We start from the raw sequence: 18217 nt of genomic DNA on the forward strand, positions 1-18217 counted from the left end.
TCATGCTCTCTAGGGTGTTGCAAAAAGGTACGGCGACTAGCGTTGGATCTCTCGATCACGGTCGAGCGTGTAAGGCAGGTCGAGCAGTTGCAAGCCGGGACCTTCCAATGTGCCTACGTGCACATCGCCACTATCGGCAGCTTCGGCTTGCAACACGGCCAGAAGTTCAATGGTCTGGCCGGCTTTTGCAGCAAGCACCACTTCACCGATTGCGCTGTTGTGGCTGGGTGAAAAGAGTGGCGTGCCTGGCTCGGGCATTTCAGGCGCATCGAGGCTCAAACGGTACAGGCGACGCTTGAGTTTGCCCAGGTACTGCATGCGCGCAACGATTTCCTGGCCGGTGTAGCAGCCTTTCTTGAAGCTTACGCCGCCAACGGCCTGCAGGTTGAGCATCTGCGGGATAAACAGCTCGCGGGTTTGCGGCATGACCTGGCCGATGCCTGCGCGGATTTGCCCCAGCAGCCATTCATTCAGATCGGCTTGTTCAAGGGTTGCAGCCAATTGACCGCGTATGGCGTCGCCTTGCTCGGCAGGCACCCAGAGTTCAGCGCGATCTGGGGAGATACGGATGGCGATCAACCTATCGTTGCGGGCGACGCTGTCGGTATCGGCGGGTAGTTCAAGGCCAAGGCTGGCCAGGGCCGGGTCCGCATTCACCAGGCCGAAGCGCACCCAGGCGGCGCTTTCGTCGGTGAGCTTGGACTTGGAGAATACGGCGTACTTCTTCAGGTCGGCCAGTTGCGGTTCCAGCAGCGCGGTGGCCATGGCCAGCAACACGCCGTCACCTTGCAGCAGGATGCGGAAGCTCGACTGCATGCGCCCTTTTTGCGTGCAGCGCGCGCCGAGGCTGGCCTGGGTATCGCTCAGGTAATTGAGGTTGCAGGTCAGTTGGCCCTGAAGGAATTTGGCGGCATCAGAGCCGCGGACGGCGAGAACGCCTTCGTGGGACAGGGGGCAGAAGAAAGCAGAGTCAGCCATGGGTCATCGCAGGTCAAAAAGTCATGGGTGCATCATAGAGGGGCGCCCGGCAAATGGATAGTTTCCGTATGGGGCGACCAAAGCCGACTGTTCCGGTGCCGTCGGGCCTGTATACTTGCCGCCTATTTGAGGAGCGCTCCATGGTCGAAGAAGTAGAAATCAATCGCCTCTACTGGCACAGCCGTCGTGGCATGCTGGAGTTGGATGTGTTGTTGGTGCCTTTCACTAAAGAAGTGTACGCAACGCTCAACCAGGTGGATCGCGACCTCTACGTCAGGCTGCTGACTTGTGAAGACCAGGACATGTTCGGCTGGTTCATGGAGCGTGCCGAGTCTGAAGATCCGGAGCTGCAGCGCATGGTTCGGATGATCCTGGACCGTGTCCAGCCCAAGTAATTGCTTTGAATGCCGCTGGCAGGCCTCACGGCTGTTGCTGGCGGCGTATCTCCTTGCCCAGCTGTTTGCACTGGGTACGTTGTTGTTTCTTGATCTGTCCTATTCAAGCCTTGGCCTGCTGGTGTGTCTGGTGCACGCGGCCTGGGTTTTGCCGCGCTCTGTCCTGCTGACTCACCGTTCGTCGATTCGTGGCCTGCGTCGCGACGCCGACGGCTGGCAGTTGCTCAATGCGGAGCAGGGCTGGCACAGCGTGCAATTACGTCCCGACAGCCTCGCCTTGCCATTGATCGTCGTTTTGCGTTATCGGGTGCCGGGCGAATGGCGGATACGTTCTGTGTGTGTGCCCAGGGATTCGCAGGTCGCCGATGTGCATCGGCGCCTGCGGGTTCGTCTGAAGTTCAGCCGCCGTAGGTGGCTGGCACCAGGATAGTGTCACGGGCTTCGGGCAGCATCTGTGGGTAGTCGAGGGTGTAATGCAGGCCGCGGCTTTCCTTGCGTTCCATGGCCGAGCGGATCATCAGCTCCGCCACCTGGGCCAGGTTGCGCAGTTCGATAAGGTCGCGGCTGACCTTGTAGTTGCTATAGAACTCGTCGATTTCATCCAGCAGCAAGCGCACGCGATGCTGCGCGCGTTGCAGGCGCTTGTTGGTGCGCACGATCCCCACGTAGTCCCACATGAAACGGCGCAGCTCGTCCCAGTTGTGGGCGATGATCACATCTTCGTCCGAGTCGGTGACCTGGCTGGCGTCCCAGCGGGGCAGGGCGGCCGGCACCGGAATGCGCGGCAGTTGTTCAAGGATGTCCGCCGCCGCCGAGCGCGCATAGACGAAACATTCGAGCAGCGAGTTGCTGGCCATGCGGTTGGCGCCGTGCAGGCCGGTGAAGCTGGTTTCGCCAATTGCATACAGGCCTGGGACGTCGGTGCGACCGTGCTGGTCGACCATCACGCCACCACAGGTGTAGTGCGCGGCCGGAACTACGGGGATCGGGCCTTGGGTGATGTCGATGTTGAACGCCAGGCAACGCTCATAGACGGTGGGGAAGTGGGTCTTGATGAAGGCTTCGGGTTTGTGGCTGATGTCCAGGTAGACGCAGTCGATGCCCAGGCGTTTCATTTCATGGTCGATGGCGCGGGCGACGATATCGCGCGGGGCCAATTCGGCGCGTGGGTCGAAGCGCTGCATGAAACGTTCGCCGTTGGGCAGTTTCAGGTGGGCGCCTTCGCCACGCAGGGCTTCGGTAATCAGGAAGCTCTTGGCTTGCGGGTGATACAGGCAAGTGGGGTGGAACTGGTTGAATTCCAGATTGGCCACCCGGCAGCCCGAGCGCCAGGCCATGGCAATCCCGTCGCCACAGGCACCGTCGGGGTTGCTGGTATAGAGGTAGACCTTGGCCGCGCCGCCGGAGGCAAGAATGGTGAAGCGCGCACCGTACGTGTCGACTTCGCCGCTGGCGCGGTTGAGTACGTAGGCGCCGAGGCAGCGTTCGCCGTCCAGGCCCAGGCGTTTTTCGGTGATCAGGTCGACCGCGACGCGTTGTTCCAGCAATTCTATATTGGGGCGCTGGCGAGCCTGGTCGAGCAGTGTCTTGAAAATAGCGGCGCCAGTGGCGTCTGCCGCATGAATGATGCGGCGGTGGCTGTGGCCGCCTTCTCGGGTCAGGTGGAACTCAAAACCGCCGTCGTCGCTGCCCGCGTGTTCGTCGCGGGTAAAGGGGACGCCTTGATCGATCAGCCATTGAATGGCTTCACGGCTGTGCTCGACGGTGAAGCGCACTGCTTGCTCATTGCACAGGCCACCGCCGGCGTTGAGGGTGTCTTCGACGTGGGATTGCACCGTGTCGGTGTCATCCAGCACCGCGGCGACACCACCCTGGGCCCAGAATGTCGAGCCGTTGGCCAGGTCGCCTTTGCTCAGTACCGCAATGCGCAGGTGGCTGGGGAGGGTCAACGCAAGGCTCAAACCGGCCGCGCCGCTGCCGATCACCAGGACATCGTGTTGAAACTGTTGGCTCATTGGAGGGATTCCGCAAAAAGCGATCCGAAGAGGTGGCGCAAACAGGACGCCTGGATCGGCGAATCAAAGGGGCACACGGGCTACTAGTATATAGAGGGGTGGAGCGGCACAATAGCCGGGCATTCGTGGCAATGTGAGATTACGGTGCACGGCTAGGGTAAAATCGCCAGGTTATTGAGGTGGGAACTTTTTGCATAAGCCCCTACTCAATAGCAGGTTGCCCGAAAGCTGGGAAAACGTTGAGTTTATTGGCCCGTCGGGAGCATTGGACGCGTCAGAAAACCGGCGACAAGATTATTCGCGCAGTCGGCCATGCCCGTACTGCGTTTTTCGTGTGTGCCAAATCAGTGCGTGCCGGAAACTTGCTTGAAGGGGGAGAACTTTTGCGAAAAGACCGAGTCTATGTTTGCAAGCCTGATCGTTTAGTTATGCAAGCCTCCTTCAAGTACAACGAGGAGTGTTCATGCTAACCCAGGAAGAGGATCAGCAGCTGGTCGAGCGCGTTCAACGCGGCGACAAGCGAGCTTTTGATCTGCTAGTGCTGAAATACCAGCACAAAATTCTCGGGTTGATCGTGCGGTTTGTGCACGACACCCATGAAGCGCAGGACGTTGCACAGGAAGCCTTTATCAAGGCTTACCGTGCACTTGGTAACTTTCGCGGTGATAGTGCGTTTTACACGTGGCTATACCGAATCGCCATCAACACGGCGAAAAACTATCTGGTGTCTCGCGGACGCCGCCCACCGGATAGCGATGTAAGTTCAGAAGATGCGGAATTTTACGATGGTGATCACGGCCTCAAGGATCTCGAGTCGCCGGAGCGTGCATTGCTGCGCGACGAGATCGAAGGCACCGTTCATCGCACTATTCAGCAACTGCCAGAAGATTTGCGTACGGCGTTAACTTTACGTGAATTCGATGGTCTGAGTTACGAAGACATTGCGAGCGTCATGCAGTGTCCGGTGGGGACTGTAAGGTCACGGATTTTCCGGGCCCGGGAAGCCATCGATAAAGCCTTGCAACCGTTGTTGCAAGAGAACTAAAGACAGCGGCGACAGCCAAGAGAGGAACCGCCATGAGTCGTGATGCCCTGCAGGAATCGCTGTCCGCAGTGATGGATAACGAAGCGGATGAACTGGAACTTCGTCGAGTGCTCAACGCATTTGATGATGCCGAAACCCGTGATACCTGGTCTCGTTACCAAGTCGCTCGGGCGGTGATGCACAAGGATCTTCTAATCCCTCGTCTGGATATTGCTGCGGCCGTTTCTGCCGCGCTGGCTGATGAAGCCGTTCCGGCAAAAGCTGCTCGTGGACCATGGCGTAGCCTGGGTCGCCTGGCAGTAGCTGCCTCGGTGACTGTTGCCGTGTTGGCCGGTGTTCGCCTGTACAATCAGGACGAAATCGCCGGTGCCGAACTGGCCCAGCAGACTCAGCAACCAGTGATGGCTGGACCTCAAGTCAAAGGCCCAGCGGTACTGGCCGGCTACAAGGAAAGCTCAGACACCACCGGCCCGATGGCTAACGGTGTACTGCAAGGGCAATCCGGCTGGCAAGACCAGCGTCTTCCAGGCTACCTGCGCCAGCACGCACAGGAATCGGCTCTGAAGGGCACTGAAAGCGCTCTGCCATATGCTCGCGCAGCAAGCCTGGAAAACCGCTAATCCGTAAGGAGCTCTATGCGAGCCATACCGCTCCTTACGCTTTTGCTCAGTGGTTTGTTTGCACTCCCCGCCCACGCCGATGAAGCCCAAGACTGGCTGACTCGACTTGGGCGTGCAGAGCAGCAGCAAAGCTTTCAAGGTACGTTCGTCTACGAGCGCAACGGTAGTTTTTCCACTCATGACATCTGGCATCGTGTCCAGAATGGTCAGGTCCGTGAGCGGCTGTTGCAGCTTGATGGTTCTGCTCAGGAAGTCGTGCGGCTGGATGGCCGGACCCAATGTGTCAGCGGCACCCTTGTCGCAGGCCTCGGCAACTCGCGTGATGCGCCATCCCGTGCGCTGGATCCGCAAAAACTCAATCAATTCTACGAACTGGCCGTCATCGGAAAATCCCGCGTGGCCGGTCGTCATGCGGTGATCGTGTCGATCACGCCGCGTGATCAGTACCGCTACGGTTTTGAACTGCATCTGGATCGTGAGACTGCGCTGCCGCTCAAGTCCCTCTTGCTAAATGATCAAGGGCAGTTGCTGGAGCGCTTCCAGTTCACGCGACTGAACACGTCGGCATTGCCGGACGACCGCGAATTGCAGCCCAGCAACGAATGCACACCCATATCCGTCGCTAATGAAAAAGCACCCGAGGTGCAGTCTACTCAGACGTGGCATTTGGAGTGGCTACCGCCGGGCTTTCAGTTGACCAATACCAGCGCCCGCAAAGATACCCAGACCAAGGCAACAGTCGACAGCCTGATGTATGAGGACGGGCTGGCGCGTTTCTCCGTGTTCCTGGAGCCGATCAGTGATGCGAGTATCACGGAAACCCGCACTCAACTCGGCCCAACGGTGGCTGTGTCCCGTCGCCTCAATACGGTAGATGGCGAAATGATGGTAACGGTGGTAGGCGAAATCCCCATCGGCACCGCAGAGCGTATCGCGTTGTCGGTACGCGGTGAAAAAAAGCCAGTCGCCCAGCCGTGAGCCGTTAATCCTATGTTCATCCTGACGTTTCAATGTATTTGCATGCCAGGTTGGCTGTCGAGAGCATGAAATGTCTGGATCAGCATTTTCACTTGCAAAAATCTCTTATGTTTTTTATAGGTCAGGGCTTGTCGGCTCTGGCCTTGTTTTGTTCGCGGAACAAAGACGTCGGTCGCAGTTTCCGGCGTTTCTTGAACCCTGTCGCTCAACCCTGCTCGTCGTAACGGGAGCTGTATGTCGATACCACGTTTGAAGTCTTACCTATCCATAGTCGCCACGGTATTGGTGCTGGGTCAGGCCGTGTCCGCGCAAGCGGCCGAGCTGCCTGACTTCACCCAATTGGTTGAGCAGGCCTCGCCGGCCGTGGTGAACATCAGTACCACGCAAAAACTGCCGGATCGCAAAGTCTCCAACCAGCAGATGCCGGACCTGGAAGGCCTGCCGCCCATGTTGCGCGAGTTTTTCGAGCGTGGTATGCCGCAACCGCGCGCGCCCCGTGGTGGCGGTGGTGGCGGTGGTGGCCAGCGTGAGGCTCAGTCCCTGGGTTCGGGCTTCATTATCTCGCCTGATGGCTACATTCTCACCAACAACCACGTGATTGCCGATGCCGACGAGATTCTCGTGCGCCTGGCGGATCGCAGTGAGCTGAAAGCCAAACTGGTGGGCACCGATCCACGTTCCGATGTGGCCCTGTTGAAGATCGAAGGTAAGGACCTGCCGGTGCTGAAACTGGGTAAATCCCAGGACCTGAAGGCTGGGCAGTGGGTCGTCGCCATCGGTTCGCCGTTTGGTTTTGACCACACCGTGACCCAAGGTATCGTCAGCGCCATCGGCCGCAGCTTGCCGAACGAGAACTACGTGCCGTTTATCCAGACTGACGTGCCGATCAATCCGGGCAACTCCGGTGGTCCGCTGTTCAACCTAGCGGGCGAAGTGGTAGGCATCAACTCGCAGATCTACACCCGCTCCGGTGGTTTCATGGGGGTGTCGTTCGCTATCCCGATCGACGTCGCGATGGATGTTTCCAACCAGTTGAAAAGCGGCGGCAAGGTCAGCCGTGGCTGGTTGGGCGTGGTGATCCAGGAAGTGAACAAAGACCTGGCTGAATCCTTCGGTCTCGACAAGCCGGCCGGTGCCCTGGTCGCGCAGATCCAAGACGACGGTCCGGCTGCCAAAGGTGGCCTGCAAGTGGGTGACGTAATTCTGAGCATGAATGGCCAGCCGATCGTCATGTCGGCCGACCTGCCGCATCTGGTGGGTGCACTTAAGGCTGGCAGCAAGGCCAAGCTGGAAGTGATCCGCGAAGGCAAGCGTCAGACCGTTGAGCTGACGGTGGGTGCCATCCCTGAAGAGGGTGCAACCCTGGATGCCCTGGGCAACGCGAAGCCAGGTGCTGAGCGCAGCAGCAACCGCCTGGGCATTGCCGTGGCCGAACTGACCGATGAGCAGAAGAAATCCTTCGACCTCAAGAGCGGTGTGGTGATCAAGGAAGTGCAGGACGGTCCTGCCTCCCTGATCGGTCTGCAGCCAGGTGACGTCATCACCCACCTGAACAACCAGGCCATCGACAGCACCAAGCAATTCACCGATATCGCCAAGGCGTTACCGAAGAATCGTTCGGTGTCGATGCGCGTGCTGCGTCAGGGCCGTGCAAGCTTTATTACCTTCAAACTCGCCGAGTAAGTCGGTAGAAACAAAAAGCCCCGCCTTCGTTAAACGAGGGCGGGGCTTTTTTTGTGGGCGAGAGGTTTAGCTCATCATCCCTTTGACCAGGCGTTCCTGCTCGATCAGCTCGCGCTGACGGGCGTCGATGCGCGACGACAGTGGGAAGTTGTTACCGGCGCGACGTTTGGCAAAGTCCAACTGCTGGATGGCCTGCTGGAAGTCACCCACCAGGGCAAAGTATTCGGCGCGGGCCTGGTGCAGGCCGATAATATTGCCGGACAAGCCGCGTGTCTCTGCGACCTGATACCAGACGTCCGGATCATCCGGACGAGATTTGAGCAGGCTGTCCAACGCCTTTTCCGCATCCGCGGTACGGTTCTGCTTGAGAAGAAGATCCACGCGTAGCTGATTCAGTGGGTAGTTGCCCGGATACTGAGTCAGCATTCGATCAGTACGTTGCTGGGCATCAGGCAGATGGTTGTTGTCTATCTCAAGTTGGATCAGCGCCAGGTTATAGGTGATGTCGTTCGGCGCCTTGGCCAGTAACGCTGTCAGGTTTTCCCGTGCTTGCTTGAACTGAGAACCCTTGATCTGGGCGATAGCCAGGCCATAACGCGCCACATCGTTCTTCGGGTTTTCGTCCAACTGCGCCTGGAAGCGCTTGGCGGCGAGTCCTGAGGTGTCTTCGTATTGCAGCTGCACCCGTGCGCGAATCAGTTGATAACGCAGGCTGTCTTCCTTGCCGCCGGCTTTGGCCTGCTCGGCGCGGTTGCGGGTGTCGGCGATCCGCGATTCGGTCACTGGGTGTGTGAGCAGGAATTCCGGTGGCTTGGCGTCGAAGCGGTATTGGCGCATCAAGCGTTCGAACATGGTCGGCATGGAACGCGGGTCGTAACCGGCTTTTTCCAGGTTGAGGATGCCGATACGGTCGGCCTCTTGTTCGTTCTGACGGGAGAACCGGCGTTGTTCCTGAATAGCAGCGGCCTGGGTGCCGGCAATGGCGGCAATACCCGCGTCACCCGCGCCGGCTGCTGCGGCAATGATGCCGCCCAGCAGCGCGGCCATCATCGGGATCTGCATGCGCTGCTGCGCTTCAACGCCACGGGCGAAGTGGCGTTGGGATAAGTGCGCCAATTCGTGAGCCAGTACCGAGGCGTATTCCCCTTCGGTCTGGGCGTTGAGGAACAGGCCGCCGTTGACGCCGACGATGCCGCCAGGCGCGGCGAAGGCGTTCAATTGCGGGCTGTTGATCAGGATGAACTCCAGGCGTCGGTCATTGACCTGGCTGGTCTCTACCAATTTGTACACGCTGGTTTCGACGTAATCCTTGAGCTGCGGATCGTTGAGTTGCGAGACTTGGCCCCGAAGGTAAGCCAGCCAGGCGCGGCCCAACTGGTATTCCTGTTGTGGCGAGACAATGGCAGAACTGGCGTCGCCGAGTGACGGCAGGTCGTCAGCGAAGCCTGGGGAGGCCAGCAGGCAAGCCAGCGTCAGCAGGGTAGGGCGCAAAAAAGTCATGCACAAAGCCTTTCGACAAAGAGCTTACTGTAGCCGGACACTGAGCTTCGGACCAGATATTCTAAGCATCCCCGACGCTTGCCTGGAGTAAATCATGACCGACGCTGTAGCCTTTGATGCCGAACTCGATGCCAGCGGTCTCAATTGCCCGTTGCCTTTGCTCAAGGCCAAGCTGGAGCTCAATCGATTGGCCAGTGGCGCAGTGCTTAAGGTGATCGCCACGGACGCAGGCTCCCAGCGTGATTTTCGCACCTTTGCCAAGCTGGCCGGCCACACGCTGTTGCATGAAGACGACGCCGCCGGTGTGTACCGTTACTGGTTGCGCAAGGCCTGAACCGTTTGCCCCCACCCGCCGAGGTTGATTGATGTTCAAAGTGTTACGAGACTGGATCCAGCGCTACTTCTCCGATGAGGAGGCCGTGGTGCTGGCGGTCCTGCTGTTTCTGGCCTTTACGGCTGTGCTCACCTTGGGCGGCATGCTGGCGCCGGTATTGGCGGGGATGGTGTTGGCGTATCTGATGCAAGGCTTGGTCACCACACTGGAGCGCTTGCGCTTGCCAGGCGGAGCCGCCGTGGGCCTGGTGTTTGCCTTGTTCATGGGGCTGCTGGTGCTGTTTATCGTGGTAGTACTGCCGCTGCTGTGGCATCAGTTGATCACGTTGTTCAACGAGCTGCCGGGCATGCTCGCCAAATGGCAGTCGCTGTTGCTGCTGTTGCCGGAGCGCTACCCGCATCTGGTCTCGGACGAACAGGTGTTGCAGGCCATCGAAGCGGCACGCGGCGAGATCGGAAAATTCGGGCAGTGGGCACTGACCTTTTCCCTGTCCAGCCTGCCGTTGCTGGTCAACATCATGATCTACCTGGTACTGGTGCCGATCCTGGTGTTCTTCTTCCTCAAGGACCGCGCCATGATCGGCCGCTGGGTGCGTGGCTACCTACCGCGCGAACGTGCGTTGATTACCAGGGTGGCCGAGGAAATGAACCGGCAGATTGCCAACTACATTCGCGGCAAGGTCATCGAGATCATTATCTGCGGGGGCGTGACTTATATCGCCTTTATTGCCCTGGACCTGAACTACGCGGCCTTGCTGGCTTTGCTGGTGGGTATTTCGGTGGTGGTGCCGTATGTCGGCGCCGTGGTGGTAACGGTGCCGGTAGCCTTGATCGCGTTGTTCCAGTGGGGCTGGAGCGACCAGTTCATCTACCTGATGGCGGTGTACGGAATCATCCAGACCCTGGATGGCAACGTGCTGGTGCCGCTGCTGTTCTCGGAGGCCGTCAACCTGCACCCGGTCGCGATCATCTGTGCGGTGCTGTTGTTCGGTGGGCTGTGGGGGTTCTGGGGCGTGTTCTTTGCAATTCCGCTGGCGACGCTGTTCAAGGCGGTGCTGGATGCGTGGCCACGGCAGGAGCCTGTCGTCGCACCGCTGTTGTAACTGTGTAGCCTTCTGTGGTGAGCGGGCTTGCCCCGCGCTGGGCTGCGAAGCGGCCCTAATCTAGACACCGCATTCTTCCAGTTGAAACGCGCCGACAAGCTTTGGGGCGGCTTCGCCACCCAGCGCGGGGCAAGCCCGCTCACCACACAGCTCACTGCATTTCAGGCCTTGTTCAACGCCTGTGCCGCCGCCAGAACAGCATCCACATGCCCCGGCACCTTCACGCCTCGCCATTCCTGACGCAATACACCATCTTTATCGATCAGGAAGGTGCTGCGATCCACACCCAGGTATTCCTTGCCATACAGCTTCTTCAACTTGATCACATCAAACAGCTGGCAGACCGCTTCATCCTTGTCGCTGATCAGCTCGAAGGGGAATTCCTGCTTGCCCTTGAAGTTCTCGTGGGACTTCACGCTGTCCCGCGACACCCCAAACACTTCGGTGTTGGCCGCTTTGAATGCCGCGTACTGGTCACGGAAACCCTGGCCTTCAGTGGTGCATCCCGGGGTGCTGTCCTTCGGATAGAAGTAGATCACCACTTGCTTGCCCTTGAGGGCTGCAAGGCTGAAGGTCTGGCCGCTGGTGGCCTGTGCTTCGAAATCGGCTACGGGTTTGTCGATGACTACCGCCATGAAAACTTCCTTACATTGGGTTCTGTGGGCGCCATGGCTCGATCAGTGCGTCGAGGTTCAGGGCATCGGCGAAATCCAGGAACTGGTCGCGCAGCCAACTGATCTGCACACCAGCCGGCAAGGTCACGGTAAACGTGGCGTTCAGCATAGTGCCGCCAGTTTGTGGGGCCTGGTAGGTGTCGCAGGTCAGATTCTCCAGCTCGACGTTGTGGTCGATGAAGAACTGGCACAGTTCGTTGACGATGTCCGAACGATAGGCCGAACTGACATACGCCACATAAGGCAGGGCCTGGGGACGATTCTCCAGGGCGGCACTGCGCACCACATTGACCGTGAAGTCATGCTTCTTGGCCAGGCCCGGCAGGCCGGTTTCCAGGCGCGCCAAGGCGTCCCAGGTGCCGGAGATCTGCAGGACCAGCGCGCTGCACTCGCCGTGGCGGGTCAGGCGGGAAGTCACGACGGCGCAGCGGTTTTCATGGCTGGCGCGGCACAGGACGTTGGTCAGCTCCATGGGGTTGGCGCCGAGGGCACTGATAACAAGGAATTGTTCGCGAACTGTGGGGGTGGACATGCAGCCTTCCTAAAACGATGAGCGGTCGATACTGTGCGGGCTGTATCGATCAAAGGATGAAGGGTAGCGAAAACCGTCGCCAAGGGATAGGAGGTGGCCTTTTCATTGCGTAATCGGCTTGATTTTACCGTGCTCCTGGGCAGGCTTTGGCCCAATGATGGCATTGCCCGTCGTTTAGTTGCGCCATAACGCATCCTCAGGCGGTACTTCGCTTGTGCAAGCATCTTGGCGCCAGTACCATTACGGCTCTCTTTTTCCGGCAGGAGCGGTTGCATGATTGCGGGCAGTATGGTGGCACTGGTCACACCCATGGATGCACAAGGTCATCTCGACTGGGACAGCCTGGGCAAACTGGTGGACTTCCACCTGCAAGAAGGCACCAACGCCATCGTGGCGGTCGGCACCACCGGTGAATCGGCCACCCTCGATGTGGAAGAACACATCCAGGTCATCGAATTCGTGGTCAAGCGCGTCGCGGGTCGTATTGCCGTGATCGCCGGTACGGGCGCCAACTCGACGCGTGAAGCGATCGAGCTGACCAAGAACGCCAAGAAGGCCGGCGCCGATGCGTGCCTGCTGGTGACCCCTTACTACAACAAGCCGACCCAGGAAGGCCTGTACCAGCACTTCCGCGCCATCGCCGAAGCGGTCGATATCCCGCAGATCCTTTACAACGTGCCAGGCCGCACCGCGTGCGACATGAAGGCCGAGACCGTGATCCGCCTGTCCACCGTGCCGAACATCATCGGTATCAAGGAAGCCACCGGCGACCTGCAACGCGCCAAGGACATCCTGGCCGGCGTGAGCAGCGATTTCCTGGTGTATTCCGGTGACGATGCCACCGCCGTAGAGCTGATCCTGCTGGGCGGCAAGGGCAACATCTCCGTGACCGCCAACGTGGCCCCGCGTGCCATGAGCGAAATGTGCGCCGCCGCCATTGCAGGCGACGCCGTGACCGCCCGCGCGATCCACGAAAAGCTGATGCCGCTCAACAAGACACTGTTTATCGAATCCAACCCTATTCCCGTGAAGTGGGCGCTGACTGAAATGGGCATGATGCCGGACGGTATCCGTCTGCCGCTCACCCGTCTCAGCGAAGCCTGTCACGAACCGCTGCGACAGGCCCTGCGCCAGTCCGGCGTCCTGGTTTAATTGAGGAAGCACTACGCATGAAGCGATTGGCCGGACTTTCCGCACTTGCCTTGATTATCTCCAGCACCAGTGGCTGCGGTTGGATCTGGGGCCCGGAAGGCTACTTCCGTGACCGCGGCAGCGATTACCTGGAAGCACAACCCACCAAACCGATGGAATTGCCGCCAGGCGTCAACGTCGCCAAGCGTCTTGACCCGTTGCTGCCGATCCCGCGCAACGTTGCCGACGACACCACCAAGGGTGAGTACGTGGTGCCGCGTCCGCAGCCGATCTCGGCCGTGGCGGATGCCAGCGACTACAGCCTGCAGAAGAGCGGTGATTCCCGCTGGATCGTGGCTCAGCGCCCACCTGCCGAAGTCTGGCCAGTGGCCGTGCAGTTCTTCCAGGACAATGGTTTCCGCATCGACGAGCAGCGCCCGCAGACCGGTGAATTCACCACCGCATGGCAGCAGGGCAGCGAGCTATCCGCCACCATGGCCAAGCGCCTGCAGGCCGGTGGTGTAGCCGCCGACAGCGAAGCCCGCGTGCGTGTGCGCATCGAGCCAGGCGTGCAGCGCAATACCAGTGAAGTCTACGTGGTCAGCGCCGAGCGTCCGGCCGGCAGCACGGCCAATGTTGATTTCACCAACCGCTCGGTCAATACAGGCGTCGACTCGGCACTGGTCGACGAGATGCTGGCCAGCATGAGCCGTATCTCCGAGAAGGGCGGTTCGGTTTCCCTGCTCGCCGCACGTGATTACGACACCCCGAGCCGCGTCAGCCTCACCGAAGACGGCAGCGGCAACGTGGTGCTGAACCTGGGTGAAGACCTCGACCGTGCCTGGGCCAGTGTTGGCCGTGCATTGGAGCAGGGCCCTTGGCGGGTAGAGGACATCAACCGCAGCCTGGGCCTGTACTACATCAACGTGGCTGAAAAGGCCGAGCGTAAAGATGAAGAGCCAGGTTTCTTCAGCAAACTGTTTGGCAGCCAGCCGACCAAGGAAGAAATCGAGACCCGTGCCGAGCGTTACCAGGTTCGTTTGAGCAAGGTTGGCGAAAGCGTGCAAGTCACCGTCGAGAAGAACATCAATACCGTTGCGCCCGCTGAAACAGCGCGCAAAGTATTGGGCGTGATTCAGGACAACTTGGGCTGATTCGATGCGTTTTGCCGTTCTCGGCAGCGGTAGCCAAGGGAACGGCACGCTGGTCGCACATGACGACACGTATGTGCTGGTGGATTGTGGTTTCTCGTTAAAAGAAACCGAGCGGCGCCTGCTGCGCCTGGGGGTACACCCCACGCAGCTGAGCGCGATTCTGGTGACCCACGAACATGCCGACCACGTGCATGGCGTGGGTTTGCTGTCTCGGCGCTACAATCTTCCGGTGTACCTCAGTCGCGGCACCTTGCGCGGGATGCGCAAACCCATTGAAGCCGCAGGTTTCCTGGCCGGTGGCGAGCAGCTGCAAATCGGTGCCTTGAGCATCGAGGTGATTGCCGTGGCGCACGACGCCCAGGAACCGACGCAATATGTCTTCAGTGATGGTGAGCGGCGCTTCGGCGTACTCACCGACCTGGGTTCCTACTGCGCCAAGGTGCTGGACGGTTACCGGAACCTCGATGCCTTGATGATCGAGTCCAACCACTGCCGAGACCTGCTGGCTCGCGGTCACTACCCCTACTTCCTAAAGCAGCGGGTGGGCGGCGAACTGGGACATTTGAACAACCACCAGGCGGCGTACCTGGTGTATGAGTTGGGCTGGCAAGACTTGCAACACCTGGTCCTGGCCCACCTGAGCAGCAAGAACAACCTGCCGCAGCTGGCCCGGCAATGTTTTGTCGACACCCTTGGGTGCGACCCGGACTGGCTGCAACTGGCCGATCAAGATTCAGGGCTCGACTGGCGACACATCGCCTAGCCCACCATTTAGCAAGCGGAGCCCATCATGGAAAAACGTGAAGAACTCTACCGCGGCAAAGCCAAGTCGGTGTACAAGACCGACGACGCCAACCGCCTGATCCTGCTGTTTCGCAACGACACCTCGGCGTTCGATGGCAAGCGCATCGAACAACTTGACCGCAAAGGCATGGTGAACAACAAGTTCAACGCCTTCATCATGCAGAAACTCGAAGAGGCCGGCATTCCGACCCAATTCGACAAACTGCTGGGCGACAACGAGTGCCTGGTCAAGAAGCTCGACATGATCCCGGTTGAGTGCGTCGTGCGTAACTACGCCGCCGGCAGCCTGGTCAAGCGTCTGGGCGTGGAAGAGGGGCTCAAGCTCAACCCTTACACCTTCGAGCTGTTCCTGAAGGACGACGCCAAGGGCGACCCGTTCATCAACGAATCCCACGTCGTGGCGTTCGGCTGGGGCACCGCTGAGCAGCTCGTACGCATGAAGGAGTTGTCCCTCAAGGTCAACGAAGTCCTGAGCAAACTGTTCGACGACGCAGGCCTGCTGCTGGTGGACTTCAAACTGGAATTCGGCGTGTTCCACGACGGTTCCATCGTCCTGGGCGACGAATTCAGCCCGGACGGCTGCCGCCTGTGGGACAAAGACACCAAGAAGAAGATGGACAAAGACCGCTTCCGCCAAGGCCTCGGTGACGTCATCGAAGCCTACGAAGAAGTCGCCAACCGTCTGGGCGTACCGCTTTAATCGACGCAAGCATCTGATAGCACGGAAAAAAATCTCGTTTCGAGCTTTGCTTTCCTGAGTCACACTGTTATGATGCGCGCCGTTGGAGAGATGCCAGAGTGGCCGAATGGGACGGATTCGAAATCCGTTGTACCTTCACCGGTACCTAGGGTTCGAATCCCTATCTCTCCGCCATTATTGAATAATGAAAAACCCCCGATAACCTAAAGGTTGTCGGGGGTTTTTTGTTTGGGGCAGAAATTTGAAGATGAATTCTGCTACGGTCATTCATCGGGTGGCATCATGGGTCGCAACATGAACATTGAAGCAGTGTTGGCGCATTTATTGGCGAGTGTCCCTGATCTGATGGCCGTCTATATGTTTGGCAGTCAAGCGACGGGTGAGGCGAATGCCGACAGCGATCTGGACCTGGCAGTGCTTGCTGCTGGCACAGTGGAGCCGCTACTGCTGTGGCAGATAGCGGGAGAACTCGCTGATATTGTGGCGGTGCCCGTCGATTTGCTGGACCTGCGCGCGGCGTCCACGGTCATGCAATATCAGGTAATAACAATTGGGCGTCGGCTCTGGAACAAGGACAGTCAGGCGGGTATTTTCGAGAGCTATATCCTCAGTGAAAAAACCGCGCTGGACACTGCAAGGGCTGCGCTGTTGGCTGATATTCAGCAGAAAGGAAAAGTGCATGGTCGATGATGTGCTCATCAACAAAGCCTCGAGCATTGAGCGCTGTGTGGCTCGCGCTCGCGAGGAGTACGACAAGGATCCTGCCAGTTTCGCGACTGACTTCACCCGACAGGACGCGGCGATTCTCAACATTCAGCGTGCCTGCGTAGCTGCGCTGGATATGGGGCAGCATTTGATCCGTCGTGAGCGGCTAGGCGTCCCCCAGGGCGCACGCGACGTGTTTCAATTGCTATCCCAAGGTGGGTGGGTGAGCCCGTCCTTGTTGACCAACCTGAAGAACATGGTCGGTTTTCGCAACATCGCCGTTCATGAGTATCAAGCCCTTCAATTGCCGATCACAGTTGCGATCATCACTCAGCATCTAGGGGATTTTCTGGCGTTTAGCTCATTTATCCTGACTAAGGACGCAAGTCAGTCAGGTGCCACCACAGATACTCATCCCAATTAAACGAAAAAAGCCTGCTGAGCTCAACACTCAGCAGGCTTTTTAGTAAGTACTTGTTTGGTCAGGCAGTCTGCGCCGCCAAGCTATTGCTGACATTACGGCCCAACACCAGCACCGTCACAAAACCCACGCCCACCAACGCCGTCGCCAGGCTCAACAGCACCGAGCTGCCCATCTGGTCGACGATACGCCCGCCAAAGAACGACCCCAGCGCAATGATCACCTGGAACAGCGCGACAAACAGCGGCATGCCACGTTCCACATCCTTGGGCGCTACGACAAACATCCAGATACTGGCGCAAGCCGGGAAGGCGCCGAAGGCGAACCCCCAGAGTGCGATCAGCATGGCGGCGCCGGTCAGGCCGGTGGCGAAGTAGGGGAACAGGGCAGTGCTGGTGCCGATCATCAGTGCGACCAGCAGCAGGGTGTAACGCACACTGCGGTTGGCGGCGAAGCCAGCGAAGATGTTACCTGCCACACCTGCAATGCCAAACATCAGCAGCAGCGAGCCAATAGTCGGGCCATCGAAGCCGGAGCTGTTCTTGAAGAAGGGGGCGACGTAGGTGTACGCGGCAAAGTGCGCCAGGCCGATCAGCAATACCGCGATCAAGCCGACCCGGGCCCGTGGGTTGATGAACAACGCCGGCAGGTCGCTGACGAGAATGGCTTTTTCCGGTTTGAGCGTTGGCAGCAGGAGAACCTGCGCCAACAGCACCGGCAGGCCCACCAGCGCGGTGACCAGGAAGGTCATGCGCCAGCCCATCAGGCCGCTGAGCCAAGTGCCGACGGGCACGCCGAGTACGGTGGCCAGTGTCACGCCCATCATGATGATCGAAGTGGCCTTCGCGACGTCCACGCCTCTGGGGGCCAGGCGGCCGCTGAGGGCGATGGCTGTCGCCCAGAAACCGCCGATGCTGATACCCAGCAATACGCGACCGAATAGCAGAAGGCTGAAATCACTGGCGAAGGCCACGACCATGTTGGCCACGATCATGATCAACGTCAGGCCGATCAGCAGGTAACGGCGATCCATAGCGCCAATGATCACTGACAGCAAAGGGGCCGCCAGCGCGGCCATGATGCCGGGCAGGGTGACCATCAGGCCTGCGTGGCCAGCAGTGATGCCCAGGTCCGCAGCGACATCGTTGAGTACGCCCACCGGTAGGAACTCGCTGGTCACCAGGGCAAAGGCGCCCACCGCGACCGAGAGGATCGCCAACCACTGCTGTTTGACGCTCTGTTGATTATGTTCGGGAAGGCCGCGGGGGGCCTGGCTGGCACTTGGCATAGTGTTGGGTTCCAGGATGAACGTCGCCTGAAGCCAGGCGAGGGGGAGGGAATTAGGACGCGATTATAGGAATCAGTGCTGAAAATCGGGCAGGCGCTCGTTTCGATAGTAATCATCAGTGCTATCGATGCGACGCTCTAGCACGCACTACGTAAGCC

The 18217-nt window shown here is 59.2% G+C and carries 20 protein-coding genes and 1 tRNA gene; 15 read left to right on the plus strand and 6 right to left on the minus strand.

The window, feature by feature from the left end:
- Positions 1-36: 36 nt before the first annotated feature.
- Entirely contained in the window at positions 37-978 is a 942-nt protein-coding gene (locus tag EJ576_RS08070; protein ID WP_126570005.1) for a folate-binding protein YgfZ, read from the minus strand.
- A 140-nt stretch (positions 979-1118) separates the two neighbouring features.
- Here EJ576_RS08070 and EJ576_RS08075 point away from each other — a divergent pair, with 140 nt between their 5' ends.
- Positions 1119-1373 carry a succinate dehydrogenase assembly factor 2 gene (locus EJ576_RS08075; RefSeq protein ID WP_012722757.1) on the plus strand — a complete coding sequence of 85 codons (255 nt, stop codon included), beginning with the start codon at positions 1119-1121 and terminating at the stop codon, positions 1371-1373.
- Positions 1357-1803 (plus strand): protein YgfX, encoded by a 447-nt coding sequence (locus EJ576_RS08080; protein WP_122724872.1) that lies wholly within the window; start codon positions 1357-1359, stop codon positions 1801-1803. The genes EJ576_RS08075 and EJ576_RS08080 overlap by 17 nt, the downstream gene beginning before the upstream one ends.
- Here EJ576_RS08080 and nadB read toward each other — a convergent pair.
- Positions 1772-3388, minus strand: a complete 1617-nt coding sequence (nadB, locus tag EJ576_RS08085; protein ID WP_122724875.1) for an L-aspartate oxidase — start codon at positions 3386-3388, stop codon at positions 1772-1774. The two genes, EJ576_RS08080 and nadB, sit on opposite strands and share 32 nt — an antisense overlap.
- A gap of 463 nt (positions 3389-3851) precedes the next feature.
- On the opposite strand from nadB, the gene rpoE reads away from it, so the two are divergent.
- From rpoE to EJ576_RS08110, 4 genes are all read left to right on the plus strand, one after another.
- Entirely contained in the window at positions 3852-4433 is a 582-nt protein-coding gene (rpoE, locus tag EJ576_RS08090; protein ID WP_003172477.1) for an RNA polymerase sigma factor RpoE, read from the plus strand.
- A gap of 32 nt (positions 4434-4465) precedes the next feature.
- Complete coding sequence (locus EJ576_RS08095; protein WP_003172479.1) at positions 4466-5053, plus strand: sigma-E factor negative regulatory protein; 588 nt, start codon at positions 4466-4468, stop codon at positions 5051-5053.
- Between the two features lie 15 nt (positions 5054-5068).
- A complete protein-coding gene (locus EJ576_RS08100) occupies positions 5069-6031 on the plus strand; it encodes a MucB/RseB C-terminal domain-containing protein (protein ID WP_126570006.1) in 963 nt (320 codons plus the stop codon).
- Positions 6032-6265: 234 nt separating this feature from the next.
- Positions 6266-7714 (plus strand): DegQ family serine endoprotease, encoded by a 1449-nt coding sequence (locus EJ576_RS08110; RefSeq protein WP_126570007.1) that lies wholly within the window; start codon positions 6266-6268, stop codon positions 7712-7714.
- 66 nt (positions 7715-7780) lie between these two features.
- Here the strand turns inward: EJ576_RS08110 and EJ576_RS08115 are convergent, their stop codons facing one another.
- Positions 7781-9214, minus strand: a complete 1434-nt coding sequence (locus tag EJ576_RS08115; RefSeq protein WP_016975171.1) for a M48 family metalloprotease — start codon at positions 9212-9214, stop codon at positions 7781-7783.
- 94 nt (positions 9215-9308) lie between these two features.
- Between EJ576_RS08115 and EJ576_RS08120 the strand changes: the two genes are divergently transcribed.
- Entirely contained in the window at positions 9309-9548 is a 240-nt protein-coding gene (locus tag EJ576_RS08120; protein WP_028619344.1) for a sulfurtransferase TusA family protein, read from the plus strand.
- 31 nt (positions 9549-9579) lie between these two features.
- On the plus strand, positions 9580-10650 hold the full coding sequence (locus tag EJ576_RS08125; RefSeq protein ID WP_033902651.1) for an AI-2E family transporter: 1071 nt from the start codon (positions 9580-9582) through the stop codon (positions 10648-10650).
- A gap of 161 nt (positions 10651-10811) precedes the next feature.
- Here the strand turns inward: EJ576_RS08125 and EJ576_RS08130 are convergent, their stop codons facing one another.
- Together EJ576_RS08130 and EJ576_RS08135 are read right to left on the minus strand one after the other, a co-directional pair.
- On the minus strand, positions 10812-11285 hold the full coding sequence (locus tag EJ576_RS08130) for a peroxiredoxin (RefSeq protein ID WP_065928211.1): 474 nt from the start codon (positions 11283-11285) through the stop codon (positions 10812-10814).
- A gap of 10 nt (positions 11286-11295) precedes the next feature.
- Positions 11296-11856 (minus strand): glycine cleavage system protein R, encoded by a 561-nt coding sequence (locus tag EJ576_RS08135; protein WP_003172487.1) that lies wholly within the window; start codon positions 11854-11856, stop codon positions 11296-11298.
- A 273-nt stretch (positions 11857-12129) separates the two neighbouring features.
- On the opposite strand from EJ576_RS08135, the gene dapA reads away from it, so the two are divergent.
- The 7 genes from dapA (at position 12130) to EJ576_RS08170 (ending at position 16774) form a co-directional block, all read left to right on the plus strand.
- Entirely contained in the window at positions 12130-13008 is an 879-nt protein-coding gene (gene dapA / locus EJ576_RS08140; RefSeq protein ID WP_016975174.1) for a 4-hydroxy-tetrahydrodipicolinate synthase, read from the plus strand.
- Positions 13009-13025: 17 nt separating this feature from the next.
- Positions 13026-14141 carry an outer membrane protein assembly factor BamC gene (gene bamC / locus EJ576_RS08145; RefSeq protein ID WP_028619346.1) on the plus strand — a complete coding sequence of 372 codons (1116 nt, stop codon included), beginning with the start codon at positions 13026-13028 and terminating at the stop codon, positions 14139-14141.
- Positions 14142-14145: 4 nt separating this feature from the next.
- On the plus strand, positions 14146-14904 hold the full coding sequence (locus EJ576_RS08150) for an MBL fold metallo-hydrolase (protein ID WP_123476389.1): 759 nt from the start codon (positions 14146-14148) through the stop codon (positions 14902-14904).
- Positions 14905-14931: 27 nt separating this feature from the next.
- A complete protein-coding gene (purC, locus tag EJ576_RS08155; protein WP_126570008.1) occupies positions 14932-15645 on the plus strand; it encodes a phosphoribosylaminoimidazolesuccinocarboxamide synthase in 714 nt (237 codons plus the stop codon).
- A gap of 84 nt (positions 15646-15729) precedes the next feature.
- A tRNA-Ser gene (locus EJ576_RS08160) sits at positions 15730-15819 on the plus strand.
- 120 nt (positions 15820-15939) lie between these two features.
- A complete protein-coding gene (locus EJ576_RS08165; RefSeq protein ID WP_123476578.1) occupies positions 15940-16335 on the plus strand; it encodes a nucleotidyltransferase domain-containing protein in 396 nt (131 codons plus the stop codon).
- A complete protein-coding gene (locus EJ576_RS08170) occupies positions 16325-16774 on the plus strand; it encodes a DUF86 domain-containing protein (protein WP_126570009.1) in 450 nt (149 codons plus the stop codon). Before EJ576_RS08165 ends, EJ576_RS08170 begins: the two co-directional genes overlap by 11 nt.
- Positions 16775-16832: 58 nt before the next feature.
- Here EJ576_RS08170 and EJ576_RS08175 read toward each other — a convergent pair whose 3' ends face one another.
- Positions 16833-18059 (minus strand): MFS transporter, encoded by a 1227-nt coding sequence (locus tag EJ576_RS08175; RefSeq protein ID WP_123476385.1) that lies wholly within the window; start codon positions 18057-18059, stop codon positions 16833-16835.
- Between the last annotated feature and the right edge of the window lie 158 nt (positions 18060-18217).

Origin of the sequence: Pseudomonas sp. C 49-2, assembly GCF_003970195.1 — a bacterium.
Taxonomy (GTDB): domain Bacteria; phylum Pseudomonadota; class Gammaproteobacteria; order Pseudomonadales; family Pseudomonadaceae; genus Aquipseudomonas; species Aquipseudomonas canadensis.